Below are 18,095 nucleotides of genomic sequence, written 5' to 3'. Positions count from 1 at the left end.
GCCCCTACGGGATGGGCAAACGGAGGAAAGAAAAACCAGCCGGACCACAGGCCCGGCTGGCAGATGTTTGATTAGTCGGTCACAAAGGGCAGCAGCGCGATCTGACGGGCGCGCTTGATGGCCTCAGTGAGCTGGCGCTGATGCATGGCGCAGGTGCCGGTGGTGCGGCGGGGCAGGATCTTGCTCCGCTCGGACAGGAACCGACGCAGCTTCACAGCGTCCTTATAGTCGATGTGCTCCACCTTGTCCACACAGAAGGTGCAGACCTTGCGGCGCTTGCGGCCGCGGGGGCGCTCTCTATCCATAGCCATAACTGGTTAACCTCCCTTGTTCCGGGCCTGTAGTCCGGCTTGTTGTGTTATCGCGCGGCCTGTGCCGCGTTGTGTTTTATCAGAAGGGCAGATCGCCGTCGTCCTCGGTCAGCTCGGCGAACTGGTCGCCGCCGGCAGGGGCCGCATAGCCGCTGTCAGCAGGGGCCGGAGGAGGCGCGTAGCCGCCCGGCGCGCCGTAGCCGCCGGAAGGGGCACCGTAGCTGCTGCCGCCCTCAGCGTCTCGCTTGGAGTCCGCGAAGTAGACATTGTCGGCCACCACTTCGGCGGTGGTCCGCTTATTGCCCTCTTTGTCGTTCCAGTCCCGGATCTGGAGCCGGCCCTCCACCACCACAAGGCGGCCTTTGGTCAAATACCGGCTTACAAATTCGGCTGTGTTCCGCCAGGCCACCACGTCGATCCAGTCGGTCGCTTTCTCGCCGGTGGTCTTGTCCTTGAAGTCCCGGTCCACCGCCACACGGAAGGAGGCCACGGCCGTCCCGGTCTGGGTATGACGGAGCTCGGGGTCACGGGCCAGACGGCCCATGATAATGATACGGTTCAGCATGACGCCTCTCCTCTCTTACTCGTCCTTGCAGACGATGAGGGAACGCATCACGCCGTCGGTGATCCGCAGGATACGATCCAGCTCACGGGGGAACTCGGGCTTGGACTCAAAGGTCATGAGCACATAGTAGCCCTCGGTCAGGTCGTTGATGGGATAGGCCAGGTGGCGCTTGCCCCACTCGTCAACCTCAGCCAGGGTGCCGTTCTGCTCCACCAGAGTCTTGAACTTGGACACCATGGCGGCGGTGGCCTCCTCACCCAGGTTGGGATCCAGGATATAAACCACCTCGTAATTCGCGCTGAGCTTTGCCATTTTCTTTGCACCTCCTTATGGACATATGGCCCCCACCTTTTTGTGGGAGCAAGGATGGCTTGTCACAAACAAGCTCTACTATTATATAAGATTTTTGGAAAATGTCAAGCTGAAAATTGAAAAACAACCCGGAAATTTGGGACGAAGTGAGGATAAAAAATTTTTTCAAAAAAATTTTTCCTTCGGTGTACGAAAACAGGCAACTTTTGCCCCTGTCGCACCAAGGGTGAGGAGGGAGTTTGTTGGACAAGGAACGGACAAGGCTGTTAAGACAGATGGAAAAGCTGGCCCGATGCAGGGTCAACGACGCGGTCAAGCTGGCCTTCCTGGGCGAAAGCGAACTGGAGCGGATCGACGAGTTGGATCTGACCCCCCTGACCGAATTCCGGCGCAGCGACAAGGGGGGCGCCGAGGTCAGGCTGGTGGACCGGGCGGCGGTACTCAGGCTGCTCATCGAGCTGTCCGCCGGGCAGGAGGACCAGAGAGCGGTGGAATTCTTTCAGGCCTGGGAAGGCCGGGCAGAGGAGCGGGAGGAAATATGAGGTTTCGCTGCTTTTCCCCCAAGCAGAAGCAGGTGCTCACCTGGTGGTGCGCGCCGGGGACCCGGCAATGTGAGGCTATCATCTGTGACGGGGCCGTCCGCAGCGGCAAGACTCTGTGTCTGGGACTGTCCTTTTTCTGCTGGGCCATGCGCACCTTTCGGGGACAGTCCTTCGGCTTGTGTGGCAAGACAGTCTCCGGCCTGCGGCGCAATCTGTTGGGAACTCTGCTGCCGGTACTGAGGGAACTGGGGTTTCAATGGGAGGAAAAGGTGTCCAAAAACCTGCTCACCGTCCGGTTCGGTGGAGGGGAGAATACCTTTTACCTCTTTGGCGGCAAGGATGAGGGGAGCGCCGCCCTCATCCAGGGCGTTACCCTGGCGGGAGTGCTGCTGGACGAGGTGGCCCTTATGCCCCGCTCCTTCGTGGAGCAGGCCTGTGCCCGGTGCTCCGTGGAGGGGAGCCGGATGTGGTTTTCCTGCAATCCGGAGGGACCGGAGCATTGGTTTTACAAGGAGTGGATCCAAAAAAAGGAGGAGCGGGGCGCCCTCTACCTCCACTTCACCATGGAGGACAATCCCGCCCTCTCTCCCAGAGTCATCCGCCGGTACGCCCGGAATTTCAGCGGCACCTTCTACCGGCGGTTCGTGCTGGGGGAGTGGGTGGCGGCGGAAGGAAGGGTGTACGACTTCTTTGACGAGAGCTGGATCAGACCGGCGCCGGCGGGGGAGATGGAGCAGTGGCGGATCTCCTGCGACTACGGCACAGTTAACCCCGCCTCCTTCGGACTGTGGGGCCTGCGGGATGGGGTGTGGTATCGGGTAAAGGAGTATTACTTTGACTCCAAGGCGGAAAAGCGGCAGAAAACCGACGGGGAGTACGCCGACGACCTGGAGGTACTGGCGGGAGGCAGGTCCATCCGGCAGGTGGTGGTGGATCCCTCCGCCGCCAGCTTCATCGAACTGCTGCGGCGGAGGGGGTGGTGGGTGGAAAAGGCGGACAACGACGTGCTGGCAGGGATCCGCACTACCGCCGAGCTGCTGCGGCGGGGGGAACTGGTGATCTGCGACGGATGTACCGACGCTATCCGGGAGTTTTCCCTATACTGCTGGGACGAAAAGGCGGTGGGTGACAAGGTGAAAAAGGTCCACGACCATGCCATGGATGATATCCGGTATTTTGCCGCGTCTGTGGCGGCGGAGCGGAGTCAGGATTATTTCGGCGGGCTGTGGGTGGAGCGGGGACGGTTTTAGGCCGGGAATGGAAAAAGCGCAAAGGAGAGTGGTTATGGGATTGTTCCGTAAGAGACAGGAGCCGGGAGGCGGCGGACTGGCCGTCCAGATCCGGGAGGGGGGGCGGCACCCCTTTGGGGTGCTGGACGGCTACGTGCCCCTGCGGCAGGGAGAGATCCCCCTCTATCGGGCCATCCGGGAGGCAGTGCCCATTGTGGACGCCGCCATCTGGAAGATTATCCGGCTGGCCGGCGGGGTGGGGGTGCGGTGCGGCGACAGCCGGGCCCAGAGGGAGCTGGACTGGTTTCTTCAGCATGTGGACACCGGCCGGGGACAGCGGGGGCTCCAGTCCTTTCTGGACTGCTACCTGGACTCCATGCTTACCTGCGGCCGGGCGGTGGGGGAGATCGTCCCAAACCGGCGTCGCACTGATATCGCCGCCCTGCTGTGCGGAAATGTAACCGACATTGAGATCAAGGAAGGGGACAACCCTATGGACTTTGCCATCTGGGGCAGAGACAGCGGGGGTCAGATGCGGGAACTGCCCCGGCAGGAACTGCTGCTCTTTACCCCCTTCCAGCCAGAGACCGACAGCCCCTATGGGGTGAGCCTGCTTCGGTCCATGCCCTTCCTCACCGAGATCCTGCTGAAGATCTACCAGGCCACCGGCATGAACTGGGAGCGGATGGGCAATGTGCGCTTCGCGGTGGTATACAAGCCGGGGGACACCCCTCTGGATCAGAGCCTGGTCCAGGAGCGCAGCCGCCAGATCGCCCGGGAGTGGTCCGCCGCCATGCAGGCGGGAAAAAACGGCTCGGTCCGGGATTTCGTGGCGGTGGGGGATGTGGACATCAAGGTCATCGGGGCGGACAACCAGGTGCTGGACAGCGAGGTGCCCGTGCGTCAGATCCTGGAGCAGCTGGTGGCCCGCACCGGTATACCCCCCTTTCTGCTGGGCCTGTCCTGGTCCTCCACCGAGCGGATGAGCACCCAGCAGGCCGACATGATGACCAGTGAGATCACCGCCATCCGCCGGGCACTGGAGCCGGTGGTGGAGCGGATCTGCGAGCTGTGGCTGCGGCTGCATGGTTATGGGGATCAGGTGACAGTGGAATGGGAGGACATCAATCTCCAGGATATTGTGGAGGAGGCCAGAGCGGAGCTCTACCGCCAGCAGGCCAGAGCGGTAGAACTGGAAAATCAGAGTACGGAGAAGGGAGCGTCGGTATGAACGTAAACAAGCAGGCAGGGGTGGATCAGGGGATTGCCCTGGATGAGACCGAGCTGGGGCTCATCAACGCCATGAGTCGGAAAAAGCTGGCCCCGGAGGAGGTGTACACCTTTGCCGTCCGGCTGTGCGACAATGAGGTAGATCGGGACGGGGAGCGATTTGCCACCCAGACTCTGGAGGAGCTGGCGGCCCTCTTTGTGGGGAAAAGCGGCATTTTCGATCACCAGTGGAGCGCCGGCAGGCAGACTGCCCGCATTTATCGCACCGAGCTGGTGCGGGAAGAGGGTACCTCGACGGCGGCGGGGGAGCCCCTGTGCTACCTGAAGGGATATGCCTACATGGTGCGCACCGAGGGCAACCGGGATCTTATCGCTGAAATCGAGGGGGGGATCAAAAAGGAGGTCAGCGTGGGCTGCGCCGTGGCCGAAGCCAGGTGCTCCATCTGCGGGGAGAATATCCGAGACAAGGCCAAATGTCCTCACGAGAAGGGTAGGGAGTACGGCGGCAAGCTGTGTTGGGCCGAGCTGCTCCAGGCCACCGATGCCTACGAGTGGTCCTTTGTGGCGGTGCCCGCCCAGCGGAACGCCGGGGTGCTGAAAAGCTGGCGGGGCGACCTGCGGCAGCTGGAGCGAGAGGCCGCCCTGGGCCGGAAGTATTTGCAGAGCCTGAAGGACGAGGTGGTCCGGCTGGGGGGTGTGTCCGGCTTTGGGTTGGAGCAGAGCACCCTGAAGGCCGTGGTCCAGCGGCTGGAGGAGCCCGAGCTCAACGCGTTGAAGCGGGCCTTTGAGGGGCAGGTGGACAAGCTGTGGGGGGTGGAGCCCCAGTTGCCAGGCTGGGAGGAACAGACATCCGGCGAGAGCCGGGACGGAGCGTTTCTGATCTGACAGAGGGGAAATGCGGTAACGATTGAATACCAGGAATGGTTTCAATAGAAAGGAGTTTGGATATGAGCAAGATCTCGTTTGAAGGTATTGGGGAAATGGTGGCTACCTTCGTCTGTGAGGAGGGGGTGGCCGCCGGTCAGGTGGTCAAAATGACCGACAATGGCACCGTGGGTCCCTGCGGTGACGGGGAGGCCTTCTGCGGCGTGGCTCTGTCCGCCCAAGACGGCTATGCCGCCGTCCAGGTGGCCGGACTGGTGGAGTCACCTGTCACTGGCGGTGGGGTGACCGTAGGCTGGGTGAAGCTGTCTGCCGACGGCAGCGGGGGCGTCAAGGCCGACGATGTTGCTGGCAGGGAGACTCTGGTGGTATGGGCGGACAGCGACAGTGCCGTGGTCTGTCTGTGACTCAGTTTGTACACAACGGAGAAAGGAAGAATGTGTCTATGAGCTATCGGTTTGACAATCTGAGACTGGAAAAGGGAATGTACAACGAGGCGGGGCGCACCTTCACCCAGGTGCTGGAGCGCGAGGACCCCACCGAGCAGTACAAGGGTACCCCTCTGGAGGGGCTGGACGCCTATCAGCGGCAGCTCAAGCGATTTGACATCAAGGTGAAGGGGGCGGGCAGCGACCCGGTGGAAAAGTTCTTCTCCACCAGCCAGTCCGCCGTTCTCTTCCCCGAGTACATCGCCCGGTCGGTGCGCCAGGGCATGGAGGAGGCCGATCTGCTTCCCCATATCACCGCCGCCGTTACCCGGTTTGACGGTATGGACTACCGGTCCATCGCCTCTGTTCCCGACGAGGACCAGAAGGCTCTCCGCCGGGTGGAGGAGGGAGCCTCCATCCCCCAGACCCAGGTCAAGACCCAGGAGAACCTGGTGCGCCTGTACAAGCGGGGGCGGATGCTGGTGGCCTCCTATGAAGCCATCCGCTATCAGAAGCTGGACCTGTTTTCGGTGACCCTGCGTCAGATCGGCGCCCACATCAACCGCATGCATCTGGAGGACGCCATTGATGTGCTCCTGAACGGCGACGGCAACGACAACGCCGCTGATGCCTTTACCGTGGGCACCAGTCCCATCGGCGGGGTGGAGGGCAGCCTGACCTATGACGATCTGGTGGACTTCTGGGCCCAGTTTGATCCCTATGAGATGAACACCCTGCTGGTGTCCGGCGACATGATGCGCCAGATGCTCAAGCTGGAGGAGTTCCAGAACCCCCTTACCGGCCTCAACTTCCAGGGCACCGGCAAGCTGGCCACCCCCCTGGGCGCCACCCTGCTGCGCACCTCCGCCCTGGAGAGCGGTACCCTTATCGGCCTGGACAAGCACTACGCTCTGGAGATGGTACAGGGGTCGGATGTGATGGTGGAATATGACAAGCTCATCGATCGCCAGCTGGAGCGGGCCGCAATCACCTCCATCTCCGGCTTTGCTAAGCTTTTTGCCGACGCTGCAAAGGTGCTGAAGCTCCATGCTTGAGCAGATCATGGAGCTGGCCCGGAGTCTGGGGCAGGTAAATGAGGACCAGCTGCCGGTGCTGGAACTTCTGTGCCAGGCGGCGGAGAAAGAACTGACCGCCAGGCTGCGGATGGGAGTGGCTCCGGAGGACTGCGGCGGTGTCTTTCCGTTGGGTTGTGCCTGGCTGGCCCTGGCGGGCCTGGCGGGGGGCCTCCCCACCGGGGGCGCCCAGTTCACTGCCGGCAGCGTCACCATCCGGGAGGAGGACAGCGGCCAGTGTGAAGCGCGGGCCGCTGCCCTCCGGCGGCAGGGGGAGGCCATTTTGGCCCCCTATCTCCAGGATCGGGGATTCTTGTTTCAGGGGGTGGAGGGATGAAGGAAACCTGGCGAAGCGTTTTGACCAAATATGGTCAGAACGTTACCCTCCATCCTGAAGATGGAGAAGAGGTGACCTGCAAGGCCTTCCTCCAGCCTCTCCGGGAGACGGGCAGCGACTGGTTCCAGCGGCTGCCCACCCCCCTGGGGATGTCCCGGCGGGACCGGTGGATCTATCTGGGCGACCCCGACCATCCTCTGGACAGCCTGGGGGAGGAGGGGTGGATCGGCTGGCGGAATCAGCGATTCACCCTCCGGTCGGTCCAACCGGTATGCGTGGGAGAGGAAACCCTGTATTGGTGGGGGTTGCTGGCAGTGGAGGACCCGGAGGAGGCGGAGCGCGATGGAATTTGACCAGATCCGGGAGAGTATGGCGGCTTATCTGACCGGGCAGGGAGTGGACGCCCTGTGTGCCTACCCCGATACACAGCGGCTGCGCAGGAGCGGAGCCGTGGTGGTGGTCTCCCTGCGGAGCTGCCAGGGTGGGCCTGGTGGGTTTCAGGACTATCTGGGAGAGCGGTATGATCCGGACAGTGGACAGTGGCAGGAGCTCTACGGAAAAAAATTTGCCGTGACCTTCGGCTTAGACCTGTATGCCCCCCAGAAGGAGGGCGCGGCGGCTATCCAGATTGCCTTTGACCGGCTGGCCCAGGCCCTGCGGAGAGAGGGGCCGACAGGACTCAAGCTGCTGGAGCTCTCCTGTGGAGAGACGGAATTTGACCGGGAGGCCAGCCTGTTCCAACGGCGGGCGGAGGCCTGCTGCCAGGGCTATTTATATGCCGTGGCACAGGAGGGCGGGACCTTCCTGGACTTTATTGTGAGAGGAGCGACCCAATTTTGAGTATGACCATTCATGAGCGGCCCGGTGTATATTCCAGCTATGACGCATCCACCGTGGTCAGCGGCAGCGGCGGTGGACAGACCGTGGGGGTGGCCGCGGTCTGCGGGGAGGGGACCAGCGGCACCCTGTACACCCTAAACCGCTACGAGGAGGCCGTCACCACTTTCGGCCAGGAGGAGAACCTTACTGAACTGGTACGGCTGCTCTTCCTCAATGGCGCGGCCCGGGTGCTGGCGGTGCCAGTGGAGGAGGGAGACTATCAGGCCGCCTTTGACCTGCTGGCCGCCCAGGAGAACGTGGCCATCGTGTTGTGCGACAGCACCGAGCTTACCGTACAGCAGACCCTGCGGGACAGCGTGTGCGCCGCCTCCGAAGCCCGGCGGGAACGGATCGCCGTGGTGGGAGGTGGCGACGGGGAGAACGCCACCGCCCTGGTCGCCCGGGCGGAGGCTATCAACAGCGAGCGGGTGGTGCTGGTGGCCCCCGGAGAGGGCGCCGGCTTGGCCGCCGCAGTGGCTGGGGCCATCGCAGGAGAGAACGATCCTGCCGTCCCCCTGTCCGGCGCAGAGCTGAAGGGGTTGACCGGGCTGGAGACCCAGTACGACGACAACCAGATCGATACCCTGGTTCGGGGAGGGGTTACCCCCCTGGAGAGCCTGAATGGCGTGGTTAGCGTGGTACGGGGGATCACCACCCGCACCAAGTCCGGGGAGGTGAGCGACGCAACCTGGCGGGAGCTTACCACCATCCGTATCGTGGACGATGTGATCCCCGCAATTCGCGATTCCCTGCGGGCAAAGTTCCGCCGGAGCAAAAATACCGAACAGAGCCGGGGAGCCATCCGCTCCCAGGTGGTGCTGGAGCTGGAGAACAAGCTGAGCCGGGAGATTATCACCGGCTACGATGGGGTCACCGTCCAGGCGGACAGCGAGAACCCCACTGTGTGCCTGGTGGACTTCTCCTTTACCGTGGCACACGGTCTCAACCAGATCTGGCTCACTGCCCACATCACTGTGTAAAGGAGGACGCCTATGAACGTAACTGGTTTTCCCACCAGCAGCGATATCTATCTGGAGATCGATGGAAAAAAGGTGGCGGTGGTCCAGAGCTACACCGCCAAGACCACCTGCACCAGCCAAACCGTGGAGGCATTCGGAGAGGATGAGCCGGTGGCCACCATCCCCGGACAGCGCACCCATGTGTTGGAACTGACCCGGCTGTATGCCACCGATGAAGCCATTCGGGACGGAATCAACTTCCACGACCTGGCGGATTTCAGCCTGGTCATCTGCAAGCCCGACCGTAAGGTCATCTATTCCGGGTGCCAATGGAGCGCCATCGGCGAGACCGGCGCTCTGGGGGCCATGGTGGTGGAAAAGATCACTGTGGTGGCCACCAAGCGGATCGAGACCACGGTGTAATACCGGAGCAGGCCGGTTGCAGAGGAAGGGAGGAGACATGGAATATCATTCGCTGCTCAGCCGGAAGGACCGGCTGGAGCTGGAGGACGGCAGAACGCTTAGGCTACTCTCCGCCCTGGAGGTACTGGAGGCCCGGCGGGAAGCGGAGGAGTTGATACGGGACGACCGGGAACGGGCCCTGTGCGCCAACGCCTGCCTGCTGGCCAGGGCTCTGGAACGGCAGGGCAGGCCGGTGTTTCCTACGGGCCGGGCGGTGCTGGAGGCCATGGGCCCCCGGGAGGTGGCAGCACTGGCCCGGCGGTGGGATGAGTTGGACCGGGCGGAAAATCCCTCTCCGGAGGAGGGAGAACAGGCGGCCCAGCCCCTAAAAAAAGCCTGGAGCACACGCCTTATGAGCGCCTTCGCTGGCGTGTGCTCCGGGCGTTTGGGGCCCTCCCAACAGAGGAGCGGGCCCGACAGATGAAGGCGCGGGACTACCTGTGGTGCGCCCTTAACCTGATGCTGGACCGGGAGGAGGAGTTGGCAAGGCTTTGCCCCTCCTGCCGGGTCCAGGCGGAGGAGAAGCGGTGTCCTGCCTGTGGCAGCCCCGTCGGGGAGGCCTATGGAGGGGAAAATCCCGCCTTTGACCGGGAGAGATTTGAACGGCTGAAGCGGGGGGATGGTGTGTGACTGATTATCTGGAGCGCCTGCTGGAGGAGCAGTGGGAGCGAAAGGAAGCGCAGGAGGAGGACCAGGATTGGGGGACGGAGTCTCTGTGGGTATTGGCCGGAGCAGGGCCAGCGAACAGCCCCCCGCCTCCAGGACCGGAGACCGCCGCCGCCGTGGATCGGGCGGCGGGGTGGCGGATGGGACAGGCCGGGCAGGAAACCGGCGCCCTGGAGGAGGCCCGGCAGCTAATCCGGCGGGCCTATCCCCGGCAGGCTCCCGGCAGAGCAGAGACTCGGCGGGCCGGAGAAGTGGAAACACCCCTGACGGACGGAGAAGCCCAATCGAAGGATGACGATGGGAAGAAAGTGGAAAAGACGGCCCATCTAACGGATCTACAGGGGGAAATGTCCCTGATGTTGGATGAAAGCTCGGGAAAAACGCCTGACCGGCGGCGAGAGAAGACCATGTACCCTGATGACTTTCTCAGCGCCAGGCTGAGTTGGCAGGAGAGTCAGTGGAGCACCGCCGTCAGTGCTGAGGAACCGGAAGAGCTCCGGCGGGCGGGGCAGGATCCTGGAGAGCCCGAGGAGTGGAGAGGGAACGCCTCATTTCTGCCGGCGGCGGGGCAAGGGACAGTGCGCCGGGAGAAGAAAGAAGTTTCGGAGACCCGGGGCGAGTACGAATGGTCTGGTCTGACCGCCCAGTGGGCCGACCAGGGTGTGCGGGACAGTCTGGCGGCCCTGCCGGAACGGGAAGCCGTCTCCAAAATCATTACGGTGGAGCGCTCCGCGGAGCGACTGGGAGGCGAACGGCTGGAGGCCGAGCGGCTGGACCGGCTGTTCCGCCGGGATGCCAGACGATATGACGGGGGGTATCAGCTGCTGTGAGATTGGCGGCAATGCGCTATAAAAACTATGTGTGGCCCCACAACCCCAGGGTATACACCATTGAATACCAGCGGGCCATGGGAGCCAGAAAGGTGCCCTACGGCCGGTACTGCCTCCAGGATCTGGGGCCCTCTCAGCGGATCATGAAAGGAGAGGGGGAGTTCGTGGGGGAGGATGCCTATGACCAGTTCAAACAGCTGGCCACGGTGTTCTATTCTGACGGGCCGGGGCTGTTGGTCCATCCGGTATGGCAGATTTCCAACGCCTATTTTGTGGAGCTCTCCCTGCGGCAGGAGCCCAGGTCGGACTATGTGGCCTATACCTTTACCTTCTGGGAGGGATATGACGGTCACAGCACCAGTTTGACGGTCACAAAACCTCAAAGCACCACGAACACGGGGACTACTGCCGGGGGGCAGTACTATACCGTGGTGCGGGGAGATACCATGTGGGGCATCTCCAGACGGTATGGAATCTCCCTGACCGCCCTCATTGCCCTGAATCCCCAGATCAAAAATCCCAACCTGATCTATCCGGGGCAGAAAGTGCGGGTGAGCTAATGGAGGGCAAGCTGAGGTGTTGGGATGGGCGGGAGATCACTCTGCCTGATATGACCCAATGGAGCTTTCAATACGGCAGAGGCACACCCTGCGACAGCTTTCTCGTCACCTGCCTTTGGGAACCAGAAGAGGATATCCTGGCAGAGGCGGTAACCTTTTCCGCCGTGGAAGAGGGGGAGATCGTATTTACCGGCGTGGTGGATGAGTGTGAGCGGGGATGGGATCAGAATGGAGGATTCCTCACTCTGTCGGGAAGGAGCATGGCCGCCCGGCTGCTGGACAACGAGGCCTTGGGCATGGATTATCAGGTGGCTACCTGGCAGGATATTCTGCGGGACCACGTGACTCCTTACGGGATCCAGGCCCTGTCGGGAGCCAGTCTACCCGCCGTGCCTGGGTTTTCTGTGGCCGCTGGCAGCAGCGAGTGGCAGGTGGTCTACGAATTCTGCCGTTACTATGGGGGCATCACCCCACGGTTTGACCGGCAGGGCAGACTGGTTGCCACGCCCTGGAGCCAGGGACGGCAATTGGATCTGGAGCAGGCCGCCGCCGTTACCGCTCTGCTGCTGCGGGACCAACGGTATGGGGTGCTGTCCCAGGTGCTGGTGCGGGACAGGACAACGGAGACGGTCCAGCGTGTGACCGATCAGGACTTTGCCGGACGGGGCGGCTTGGCCCGGCGGGTGCTCACCATGCCGGGCAAGAGCAGCTATCAGGCCATGCGTTACTCGGGAGAGTACCAGCTGGCCCGGTCCCGGGAGAGCCTGAGACAGGTAGAGCTGGAATTGGCCGGAGCCTTTGCCGCCTTTCCGGGTGATACCATCCGTATTTGCTGGGACAGGCCGGTGGCCAAGGGCACCTGGCGGGTAGCCGAGAGCACCTGCGGGTTGGACGAAAACGGCCCCTACACCAAGCTGGTGCTGGGGCCGCCCGAGGCGCTCATTTGATTGGAGGGGTTGAAAGATGTGGGTCTCAGAACGGAGTCAGAAGCGAACGGTGCTGGACGGGGCGGCTCAGGTGGGGCACGTGACCATGCCCGGCAATCCGGTGGGGGTCTATCTGGACGGTGAGCGGCGGGAACTACCCCTTTACGGACCGGGGGGCTATGCCTGGCGGCCAGCAGGAGCCGCTCAGGTTTTGGTCATCAAGGCGGGAGGCGACGGAGAAGAGCCCTGCGTGGTAGGAGAGCAGTGTCAGCCGGTCAGCCTGAAGGAGGGGGAGATCCTGATTTATACCGGAAAGGCGGCCATTCGGGTCAATCCTGATGGGATTGTCAATGTGACCGGAGCCTTGCAGGTCAACGGCAGGTCTGTACTGACAGAGGGGTGAGCGTGTGGAAATAATGGTGCGAGACGGGGATTATGTCTCCGACGAGGCTGGACGGTTCCAGCGGGCGGAGGGAAGCGATGAACTGCTGCAGCGGGTATTGTGGAAGCTGTCCATCCCCAGGGGTAGTTTTCCCCTGCTGCCTGAGCTGGGCAGTCAGCTCTTTCAGTTGGGCCGCAGCAAACCCGCCCAGCGGGCTGCCCTGGCCAGACAATATGTGACCCAGGCTCTCAGCGATGAGGAAAACCTGGAGATCACCGAGGTCACTCTGTCGGAGGACGGCGCCATCGCGGTGGCTTTGACCTGGCAGGGAGAGACTCTTTCGGTAACTGTCCAGACGGGAGGGATAGGATGACAGTGGAAGAAATTTATGGGGCCATGGTGGAGACCTTCCAGCGGGAAACCGGCATCACTCTGGCGGGAGACGGGGATATGGCGGTACGGCTGTACGCCGTGGCCGCTCAGATCTATGCTCTGTATGTGCAGGCCGACTGGGTCAACCGCCAGTGCTTTCCCCAGACGGCGGTAGAGGACTATCTGGATCTTCACGCCCAGCTAAGGGGGGTGGAGCGCCGGGAGGCTGTGGCCGCCCAGGGGATCATCCGCTTTGAGACCGACAGCGCCGCCGCCGCTGATTTGACCATCTCAGCAGGGACAATCTGCATGACGGCAGGGCTGGTGCGGTTTGAGACAGTGGAGGATGTGGTCATTCCGGCGGGCCAGACTCAGGGAGAGGCCCTGGCGGTGGCAGTGGAGCCGGGAGCGGTGGGGAATGTGGCCGCCGATACCATCCGAGCCATGGCGGTGGCTCCGGTGGGCGTGAGCCGGTGTACCAATCCGGAGGGGTTCTCCGGCGGTGTGGACAGGGAGAATGACGAGGAGCTGCGGGCCAGGGTGCTGGAAACCTTCCAGCGGATGCCCAATGGGGCTAACGCTGCCTTTTACCAGCAGGGAGCCATGTCCTTTCCTCAGGTGGTTGCCGCCACGGTGATTCCACGGCCTCGGGGCGTGGGAACGGTGGATGTGGTCATCTCCACCACCGCCGGAGCGCCGGACGCCACCCTGCTTCAGCAGGTACAGGACTATTTTGAGGCCCGCCGGGAGATTGCCGTAGATCTGATGGTGCGGGCACCCGAGATCCTGAGTGTAGACGTGGCCATTCAGGTGAGCGTGGCGTCAAATCACGACAGTGACACGGTGCTCCAGAATGTGGAGTCCGAGCTGCGGAGTTGGTTTGATGGCCGGCGGCTGGGCGAGAACGTGCTGGTGGCCCAGATCGGAGCCCTGGTGTTCGGCGTGGAGGGCGTAGAAAACTATTCTATCACCGTACCCGCCGCCGATGTGACGGTGGCGGTGGATGAACTGCCCTGGCTGGATAGCCTGTCCCTTACGGAAATGGGGGGGAGCGCATGAGCTATGCCCAATATCTCAAGGAACTGCTGGCCCCCCTGCGGGTGTATGATCTGGAAGGCACCGCAAACGGCAGAGAATTGGAGGCGGAGGGGCAGGCCCTGGATCAGGTGGAGGACACGTTGGAGGAGATCCAGCGGGAAATGCTGGTTTCCACCGCGGAGGACAGGGGACTGGAGGCTGTCGAGAGCCTGCTGGCCAACCGGCCGGTGGCTACCACTCTGGAGGCCCGGAGAGCCGCCTTGGCCGCCCTGCTGCGTATCGGCGGGGACAGCTTTACCTTGGCGGCCATCAACGACAACCTGAAGGGCTGCGGACTCAACGCCGTGGCCAACGAGACAGGCACGCCGGGACAGGTGCAGGTCCGCTTTCCAGATGTGCCCGGCATTCCCGACGGATTCGAGGAGATGCGGGAGATCATAGAGAGCATCCTGCCTGCCCATGTGGGCATCGAGTATGTCTACTGGTATATCACCTGGGCCCTGATGGAGGAGCGGTTTGAGACCTGGGGAGATATTGAGGCCATCAGTCCCACATGGGAAGAGCTGGAGAAGATGGTGAAATAAAAGGGCGGCCGGTACAGGCCGCCCTTTGGCAATTCATGAGTCCAAGGGATTTTGGCAGACCAGATTACCGGCGGCGTCATAGCCCCGGCACCAGATGGTGAGGGTGCTGACAGTTTCCACGGAGGGAGGGATAGTCACCGAGGGTGAGACCCACACGCCGTCCGCCACTTGGGTAAAGTCCGGGGAGATACCCCGGTGGTCCATAACGGCCTGGGCATTTTCCTGTTCGCTCATCCCCAGGTGGACCAGTTGGGCCTCCACCCGGACCACCAAAGGGTCGGTGCAGACGATCACGGGGGTGAGTTCTGTTCCTTCTGTGCCCAGAAAATGGGTTCCCATGGGCCGGACGAAGAGAGACTGTTCGGTTTCTGACAGGTCGTATCGGGCAACCCGGTCGGCGTTCCGCCACAGGAACCCAGCCAGTTTTTCCAGGGTATAAAACTGGATGCTGTCCCCGTTTCTGCCCACAAACCACCAGGTGTTCTCAGGGGCGCTGGCGTCGGAGGAGTCCTGATATTGGATGGGGCCGGAGGCCAGCAGAGAGACGCCGGATACATAGCGCTCCCGGTCCAGCCGGGCGCACACCCCGGCGGCGGAGGGCAGGGGGGCGTCCAGGGAGAGCCACAGGAGGAAGAGACTAAACAGCAGTGCCAAAGCGCTGAGGGCCAGCAGCAGCCGAGGCAGGATGTAATAGCGGAAGCGCTTCATGAGGGGGGCACCTCCTCCTCCAAAGTGATCTCCAGGGTACACTGGTCGCCGGGGGCGCCCAGGGTGACCGAGAACCAGCGGCTGCCCGGGGGCACGTCCTCCAGATGGAGGTGCCAGCGGGAAGAAAATACAGTGGCGTCCGTTTCCCCCAGGTGCACCGTGCCGGAGACGCCGGTGGCGTCGGTCCAGACGGCGGGGATGTAGGCAGGGGATAAGTTGTCCAGCCAGGGCTGCCAGTGGGAGACGGTGACAAAGACCTGCACCTCCGGGTGGGCGGGGGCGCTGAGGGTGGCATAGGTCTGGACCAGGGCGGCATCCTGGGCCCGGATGGCGTAGCCGCCCACCTTGCCCTGACCCTGAGCGGATCCGTCCGCCAGCAGGGTCTCCTGGGGCCAGAGAGGAAGGGAGGCGGCAGGGAGGACGAAGTCCTCATAGCGGAATAGGCCGGTCATGCGGGTCACCCCCAGGCTAAACCCCAACAGGAAGAGCACACAGGCCAGGACAGCCAGGACCTGGGACAGCCGGGGTACCAGAGGGCTGTGACAGCGGTCCAGATTGTGGCCGACCTGGTAGGGGTCTCCCATGGCTGCTACCGCCTGGGCGGCGGCCTCCTCCGGAGAGATACCCCGCTCCTCCAAAGCTGCGGCGTGGTCCTCCAGATGGGCGATGAGTTCCGCCCGGGCCAGGCGCTGGGCGGGAGGCCAGCGGATCACCGAGCACACCTGCTGGCAGAAGGTCTCAAATCCATCGGCTGGCATAGGCTCACCCCACTTTATAGTAGGAGGACCATCGCTCCGGCACGGGGGACTGGTAGCGCAGGGTGCCGTCAGCAGCATAGCCCTTGACCTGAAGGTCCTCCGGGTACAGGTGGGTGCCGCTGACATCGGAAGCATAGGTTACCAGGAAGCAGTGCTCCGTGGTTTTGGTCTCGCTGGCGGAGAGCAGGGTATAGCTGCTGCCGGTTTCCGTGGGGATGGGGAAGGTGATCTCCGCCCGGACGATCTCCGGGTCATTGGAGATCACCAGCACCGCCCCATTGTACCGGTCGCTGACGACCAGGGGCACCAGGGGAAGGGAGAGGTCATTCTCCACGGCCTCCAGGGTCCCGCTGCTCCAGAACAGGCCCTCCCGGAAGATGCCGCACCAGGCGTACCAGTTCCCCTGGCGGAGGATGTAATAGCGGTCATAGCTGCCGATCTTTTCGGGGATCTGGGCGGTGATCCAGTGGGCCAGGCTGTCTTGGGTGTTGTCCAGGGTGGCGATCACCGTGCCGGGGCCGAAAAAGTGCCGGGTCTGGGTGGCGGCCAGGGCCTGGTTGGCGGTGAGGATGGGAAAATCCAGCCGGAGCACCAGCACCACCAGAACGGCCGCCAGCAGCAGGGTGTCCCGGAGGATGCGGCGCCTGCGCTGGGCGGGGGTGACGGAGCGTCTGGCCATATCACGTCCCTCCTTTCAGGGGCAGGGTGAAATAGATGGCGTTTTCTCCGTAGCGGTCAAAGCGGAGGGTAAGGGAGCTGGCCGCCGGGTCGATCTGGTCCACCCACAGGTCGTAGTAGGAGGCGAAGGGGTAGGACCGGGTGAGGCCGCCCCCGGACAGGACGGCGGAGGATTGATAGGGTATGACCTGCCCGTAGGAGGAATAGGGATTGCCCAGATCGTCCTCCGCCCACAGCCACGGGTCGAATTGGGGCCCCCGGAGCCAGGGGTTGGGGTGGGACGCCTGCATGGTGTAGAACAGGGTCAGGGTGCCGTCAGAGGCGCGGATGACCGCGGCCCGGGGGATGGAGAAGGTGTAGCCCTGGTACTGCCAGGTGGCGGCAGGGGTGAAATCGGCCACCACGTCCCGCTCATCGTAGTGCTCCAACAGGGAATCCATGTTCAGCCCGTGGCTGAGGGGGGCGGTGAGATCGGTGGCCAGCTCCCCGGCCTGGGGCAGGGTAACCAGCAGGATGAGGGCCGCCAGGGTCCACACCGCCCGGCGGAACCAGATCTGGAACCAGCCCAGCAGGGGGCTGTGGCTCTCGTTCAGGGCCCGGCCCAGTTCCTCCGGGTCCCCCATGGCCCGGGCGGCTGCGGTCTCCGCGTCCCACAGGGTCATGTCGGGGTGGGCCTCCAGCAGAGCGTCCCGGTGCTCCTCCATGTGGCCGGTGAGTTCTGCGGTGATGGCGTCGTGGTCGGGGGAAAACCGGACGAAAGCGCACACCTTGCCGCAGAACTGCTCCATGGTGAGCCGGGACTTGTCGGGGGCGTCCATCAGGCCAGGGCCGGGGCGGACCCGGCCAGCACCGCGTTCACCGCCTGGGAGAAGGTGGTCCACTCTTCCTTCTTCTCCCCCAGCAGCCGCAGACCCTTTTTGGTGATGTGGTAATACTTCCGGGTGCGACCGGTGGGAGCCGACTTTTCGTAGGAGTCCACCGCCCCGTCCTTCTCCAGGGCATGGAGGATGGGGTAGAGGGTGCCCTCCTTCATGGCAAAGGTGTGGTCGCTTCTGGCCTCTAGCTGGGCGATCATTTGGTAGCCGTACATGTCCTCCCCGGACAAAAGGGAGAGCACCAGCAAGGTGGCGCTGCCGCTCATCAGGGATTTGTCCGCTTTCATGGAATGCCTCCTTTCGGTACATGAGAATACCTCGTGTTTCTAGGTATATTATACCTAGGAACACGAGGTATGTCAACAGGCAGTTTACTTCATCCGGCTGCGGAGGGGCTGACCGGACAGCCAGCGGTTCAGGTTGTCCAAAAAGAGGGCGGCGATGTTGTCCAGGGTGACCTGCATGTGGTTGTACCCTCCGGCGCTGTGGGGGGTGATGAGGGCCCGGGG

At 63.0% G+C, this 18,095-nt stretch carries 28 protein-coding genes; 20 read left to right on the top strand and 8 right to left on the bottom strand.

What is annotated here, in order from left to right; all coding sequences use genetic code 11:
* Positions 1-71: 71 nt before the first annotated feature.
* The 3 genes from rpsR to rpsF all read right to left on the bottom strand — a co-directional run bounded on the left by rpsR (position 72) and on the right by rpsF (position 1,188).
* A complete protein-coding gene (gene rpsR, locus H6B51_RS09925; RefSeq protein WP_007490771.1) occupies positions 72-311 on the bottom strand; it encodes a 30S ribosomal protein S18 in 240 nt (79 codons plus the stop codon).
* A 79-nt stretch (positions 312-390) separates the two neighbouring features.
* Positions 391-876 carry a single-stranded DNA-binding protein gene (locus H6B51_RS09920; protein ID WP_204883530.1) on the bottom strand — a complete coding sequence of 162 codons (486 nt, stop codon included), beginning with the start codon at positions 874-876 and terminating at the stop codon, positions 391-393.
* A gap of 15 nt (positions 877-891) precedes the next feature.
* Entirely contained in the window at positions 892-1,188 is a 297-nt protein-coding gene (gene rpsF, locus H6B51_RS09915; protein ID WP_204883529.1) for a 30S ribosomal protein S6, read from the bottom strand.
* A 242-nt stretch (positions 1,189-1,430) separates the two neighbouring features.
* Between rpsF and H6B51_RS09910 the strand changes: the two genes are divergently transcribed.
* The 20 genes from H6B51_RS09910 (at position 1,431) to H6B51_RS09815 (ending at position 14,567) form a co-directional block, all read left to right on the top strand.
* Positions 1,431-1,730: an XRE family transcriptional regulator gene (locus tag H6B51_RS09910; RefSeq protein ID WP_204883528.1), complete on the top strand. Its 300-nt coding sequence runs from the start codon at positions 1,431-1,433 to the stop codon at positions 1,728-1,730.
* Entirely contained in the window at positions 1,727-2,980 is a 1,254-nt protein-coding gene (locus tag H6B51_RS09905; RefSeq protein ID WP_204883527.1) for a PBSX family phage terminase large subunit, read from the top strand. Before H6B51_RS09910 ends, H6B51_RS09905 begins: the two co-directional genes overlap by 4 nt.
* Before the next feature lie 34 nt (positions 2,981-3,014).
* Positions 3,015-4,190 carry a phage portal family protein gene (locus tag H6B51_RS09900; RefSeq protein WP_204883526.1) on the top strand — a complete coding sequence of 392 codons (1,176 nt, stop codon included), beginning with the start codon at positions 3,015-3,017 and terminating at the stop codon, positions 4,188-4,190.
* Positions 4,187-5,074, top strand: coding sequence for a hypothetical protein (locus H6B51_RS09895; RefSeq protein ID WP_204883525.1), 888 nt, complete (start codon positions 4,187-4,189; stop codon positions 5,072-5,074). Before H6B51_RS09900 ends, H6B51_RS09895 begins: the two co-directional genes overlap by 4 nt.
* Positions 5,075-5,136: 62 nt before the next feature.
* Positions 5,137-5,478: a hypothetical protein gene (locus H6B51_RS09890; RefSeq protein WP_204883524.1), complete on the top strand. Its 342-nt coding sequence runs from the start codon at positions 5,137-5,139 to the stop codon at positions 5,476-5,478.
* 38 nt (positions 5,479-5,516) lie between these two features.
* Positions 5,517-6,554 carry a phage major capsid protein gene (locus H6B51_RS09885; RefSeq protein ID WP_204883523.1) on the top strand — a complete coding sequence of 346 codons (1,038 nt, stop codon included), beginning with the start codon at positions 5,517-5,519 and terminating at the stop codon, positions 6,552-6,554.
* Positions 6,547-6,909, top strand: coding sequence for a hypothetical protein (locus H6B51_RS09880; protein WP_204883522.1), 363 nt, complete (start codon positions 6,547-6,549; stop codon positions 6,907-6,909). The genes H6B51_RS09885 and H6B51_RS09880 overlap by 8 nt, the downstream gene beginning before the upstream one ends.
* Entirely contained in the window at positions 6,906-7,262 is a 357-nt protein-coding gene (locus tag H6B51_RS09875) for a hypothetical protein (RefSeq protein WP_204883521.1), read from the top strand. Before H6B51_RS09880 ends, H6B51_RS09875 begins: the two co-directional genes overlap by 4 nt.
* A complete protein-coding gene (locus H6B51_RS09870) occupies positions 7,252-7,749 on the top strand; it encodes a hypothetical protein (protein WP_204883520.1) in 498 nt (165 codons plus the stop codon). The genes H6B51_RS09875 and H6B51_RS09870 overlap by 11 nt, the downstream gene beginning before the upstream one ends.
* Positions 7,750-7,751: 2 nt before the next feature.
* Complete coding sequence (locus H6B51_RS09865) at positions 7,752-8,768, top strand: phage tail sheath C-terminal domain-containing protein (RefSeq protein ID WP_243421234.1); 1,017 nt, start codon at positions 7,752-7,754, stop codon at positions 8,766-8,768.
* A gap of 12 nt (positions 8,769-8,780) precedes the next feature.
* Complete coding sequence (locus H6B51_RS09860; protein WP_204883518.1) at positions 8,781-9,170, top strand: hypothetical protein; 390 nt, start codon at positions 8,781-8,783, stop codon at positions 9,168-9,170.
* Between the two features lie 37 nt (positions 9,171-9,207).
* Positions 9,208-9,633, top strand: a complete 426-nt coding sequence (locus tag H6B51_RS09855) for a hypothetical protein (protein WP_243421231.1) — start codon at positions 9,208-9,210, stop codon at positions 9,631-9,633.
* Complete coding sequence (locus H6B51_RS09850; RefSeq protein WP_204883517.1) at positions 9,630-9,839, top strand: molybdopterin oxidoreductase; 210 nt, start codon at positions 9,630-9,632, stop codon at positions 9,837-9,839. Before H6B51_RS09855 ends, H6B51_RS09850 begins: the two co-directional genes overlap by 4 nt.
* A complete protein-coding gene (locus H6B51_RS09845; RefSeq protein ID WP_204883516.1) occupies positions 9,836-10,705 on the top strand; it encodes a hypothetical protein in 870 nt (289 codons plus the stop codon). The genes H6B51_RS09850 and H6B51_RS09845 overlap by 4 nt, the downstream gene beginning before the upstream one ends.
* Before the next feature lie 11 nt (positions 10,706-10,716).
* Positions 10,717-11,265 carry a SafA/ExsA family spore coat assembly protein gene (gene safA / locus H6B51_RS09840; RefSeq protein WP_204883542.1) on the top strand — a complete coding sequence of 183 codons (549 nt, stop codon included), beginning with the start codon at positions 10,717-10,719 and terminating at the stop codon, positions 11,263-11,265.
* Positions 11,266-11,315: 50 nt separating this feature from the next.
* Complete coding sequence (locus H6B51_RS09835; RefSeq protein ID WP_243421230.1) at positions 11,316-12,212, top strand: hypothetical protein; 897 nt, start codon at positions 11,316-11,318, stop codon at positions 12,210-12,212.
* Positions 12,213-12,228: 16 nt separating this feature from the next.
* Positions 12,229-12,594: a hypothetical protein gene (locus H6B51_RS09830; RefSeq protein WP_204883514.1), complete on the top strand. Its 366-nt coding sequence runs from the start codon at positions 12,229-12,231 to the stop codon at positions 12,592-12,594.
* Between the two features lie 13 nt (positions 12,595-12,607).
* Positions 12,608-12,946, top strand: coding sequence for a hypothetical protein (locus tag H6B51_RS09825; protein ID WP_204883541.1), 339 nt, complete (start codon positions 12,608-12,610; stop codon positions 12,944-12,946).
* The gene (locus H6B51_RS09820) at positions 12,943-14,004 is read left to right on the top strand and encodes a baseplate J/gp47 family protein (RefSeq protein WP_204883513.1); all 1,062 of its coding nucleotides are present in this window, start codon (positions 12,943-12,945) and stop codon (positions 14,002-14,004) included. Before H6B51_RS09825 ends, H6B51_RS09820 begins: the two co-directional genes overlap by 4 nt.
* Entirely contained in the window at positions 14,001-14,567 is a 567-nt protein-coding gene (locus H6B51_RS09815; RefSeq protein WP_204883512.1) for a DUF2313 domain-containing protein, read from the top strand. The genes H6B51_RS09820 and H6B51_RS09815 overlap by 4 nt, the downstream gene beginning before the upstream one ends.
* A 33-nt stretch (positions 14,568-14,600) precedes the next feature.
* Here H6B51_RS09815 and H6B51_RS09810 read toward each other — a convergent pair whose 3' ends face one another.
* Genes H6B51_RS09810 through H6B51_RS09790 form a run of 5 tightly spaced genes read right to left on the bottom strand, consistent with a single transcriptional unit; the run spans position 14,601 to position 17,873 of the window.
* Positions 14,601-15,275 (bottom strand): hypothetical protein, encoded by a 675-nt coding sequence (locus H6B51_RS09810; protein ID WP_204883511.1) that lies wholly within the window; start codon positions 15,273-15,275, stop codon positions 14,601-14,603.
* A complete protein-coding gene (locus H6B51_RS09805; protein WP_204883510.1) occupies positions 15,272-16,033 on the bottom strand; it encodes a permease prefix domain 1-containing protein in 762 nt (253 codons plus the stop codon). The genes H6B51_RS09810 and H6B51_RS09805 overlap by 4 nt, the downstream gene beginning before the upstream one ends.
* 4 nt (positions 16,034-16,037) lie before the next feature.
* A complete protein-coding gene (locus tag H6B51_RS09800) occupies positions 16,038-16,712 on the bottom strand; it encodes a DUF5044 domain-containing protein (protein ID WP_204883509.1) in 675 nt (224 codons plus the stop codon).
* A gap of 1 nt (position 16,713) precedes the next feature.
* On the bottom strand, positions 16,714-17,592 hold the full coding sequence (locus tag H6B51_RS09795; RefSeq protein WP_335342139.1) for a hypothetical protein: 879 nt from the start codon (positions 17,590-17,592) through the stop codon (positions 16,714-16,716).
* The gene (locus H6B51_RS09790) at positions 17,529-17,873 is read right to left on the bottom strand and encodes a PadR family transcriptional regulator (RefSeq protein ID WP_204883508.1); all 345 of its coding nucleotides are present in this window, start codon (positions 17,871-17,873) and stop codon (positions 17,529-17,531) included. Before H6B51_RS09790 ends, H6B51_RS09795 begins: the two co-directional genes overlap by 64 nt.
* Positions 17,874-18,095: the final 222 nt, after the last annotated feature.

Source organism: Pseudoflavonifractor phocaeensis, assembly GCF_016901955.1.
Taxonomy (GTDB): Bacteria; Bacillota; Clostridia; order Oscillospirales; family Oscillospiraceae; genus Flavonifractor; species Flavonifractor phocaeensis_A.
This window is presented reverse-complemented; position numbering and strand designations above follow the sequence as displayed.

Bases quoted from the DNA above. Each gene is read 5' to 3' on its own strand.
- rpsR (WP_007490771.1), bottom strand. From the start codon at position 311: ATGGCTATGGATAGAGAGCGCCCCCGCGGCCGCAAGCGCCGCAAGGTC.
- H6B51_RS09920 (WP_204883530.1), bottom strand. From the start codon at position 876: ATGCTGAACCGTATCATTATCATGGGCCGTCTGGCCCGTGACCCCGAG.
- rpsF (WP_204883529.1), bottom strand. From the start codon at position 1,188: ATGGCAAAGCTCAGCGCGAATTACGAGGTGGTTTATATCCTGGATCCC.
- H6B51_RS09905 (WP_204883527.1), top strand. From the start codon at position 1,727: ATGAGGTTTCGCTGCTTTTCCCCCAAGCAGAAGCAGGTGCTCACCTGG.
- H6B51_RS09900 (WP_204883526.1), top strand. From the start codon at position 3,015: ATGGGATTGTTCCGTAAGAGACAGGAGCCGGGAGGCGGCGGACTGGCC.
- H6B51_RS09895 (WP_204883525.1), top strand. From the start codon at position 4,187: ATGAACGTAAACAAGCAGGCAGGGGTGGATCAGGGGATTGCCCTGGAT.
- H6B51_RS09890 (WP_204883524.1), top strand. From the start codon at position 5,137: ATGAGCAAGATCTCGTTTGAAGGTATTGGGGAAATGGTGGCTACCTTC.
- H6B51_RS09885 (WP_204883523.1), top strand. From the start codon at position 5,517: ATGAGCTATCGGTTTGACAATCTGAGACTGGAAAAGGGAATGTACAAC.
- H6B51_RS09880 (WP_204883522.1), top strand. From the start codon at position 6,547: ATGCTTGAGCAGATCATGGAGCTGGCCCGGAGTCTGGGGCAGGTAAAT.
- H6B51_RS09875 (WP_204883521.1), top strand. From the start codon at position 6,906: ATGAAGGAAACCTGGCGAAGCGTTTTGACCAAATATGGTCAGAACGTT.
- H6B51_RS09870 (WP_204883520.1), top strand. From the start codon at position 7,252: ATGGAATTTGACCAGATCCGGGAGAGTATGGCGGCTTATCTGACCGGG.
- H6B51_RS09865 (WP_243421234.1), top strand. From the start codon at position 7,752: ATGACCATTCATGAGCGGCCCGGTGTATATTCCAGCTATGACGCATCC.
- H6B51_RS09860 (WP_204883518.1), top strand. From the start codon at position 8,781: ATGAACGTAACTGGTTTTCCCACCAGCAGCGATATCTATCTGGAGATC.
- H6B51_RS09855 (WP_243421231.1), top strand. From the start codon at position 9,208: ATGGAATATCATTCGCTGCTCAGCCGGAAGGACCGGCTGGAGCTGGAG.
- H6B51_RS09850 (WP_204883517.1), top strand. From the start codon at position 9,630: ATGAAGGCGCGGGACTACCTGTGGTGCGCCCTTAACCTGATGCTGGAC.
- safA (WP_204883542.1), top strand. From the start codon at position 10,717: ATGCGCTATAAAAACTATGTGTGGCCCCACAACCCCAGGGTATACACC.
- H6B51_RS09835 (WP_243421230.1), top strand. From the start codon at position 11,316: ATGACCCAATGGAGCTTTCAATACGGCAGAGGCACACCCTGCGACAGC.
- H6B51_RS09830 (WP_204883514.1), top strand. From the start codon at position 12,229: ATGTGGGTCTCAGAACGGAGTCAGAAGCGAACGGTGCTGGACGGGGCG.
- H6B51_RS09825 (WP_204883541.1), top strand. From the start codon at position 12,608: ATGGTGCGAGACGGGGATTATGTCTCCGACGAGGCTGGACGGTTCCAG.
- H6B51_RS09820 (WP_204883513.1), top strand. From the start codon at position 12,943: ATGACAGTGGAAGAAATTTATGGGGCCATGGTGGAGACCTTCCAGCGG.
- H6B51_RS09815 (WP_204883512.1), top strand. From the start codon at position 14,001: ATGAGCTATGCCCAATATCTCAAGGAACTGCTGGCCCCCCTGCGGGTG.
- H6B51_RS09810 (WP_204883511.1), bottom strand. From the start codon at position 15,275: ATGAAGCGCTTCCGCTATTACATCCTGCCTCGGCTGCTGCTGGCCCTC.
- H6B51_RS09805 (WP_204883510.1), bottom strand. From the start codon at position 16,033: ATGCCAGCCGATGGATTTGAGACCTTCTGCCAGCAGGTGTGCTCGGTG.
- H6B51_RS09800 (WP_204883509.1), bottom strand. From the start codon at position 16,712: ATGGCCAGACGCTCCGTCACCCCCGCCCAGCGCAGGCGCCGCATCCTC.
- H6B51_RS09790 (WP_204883508.1), bottom strand. From the start codon at position 17,873: ATGAAAGCGGACAAATCCCTGATGAGCGGCAGCGCCACCTTGCTGGTG.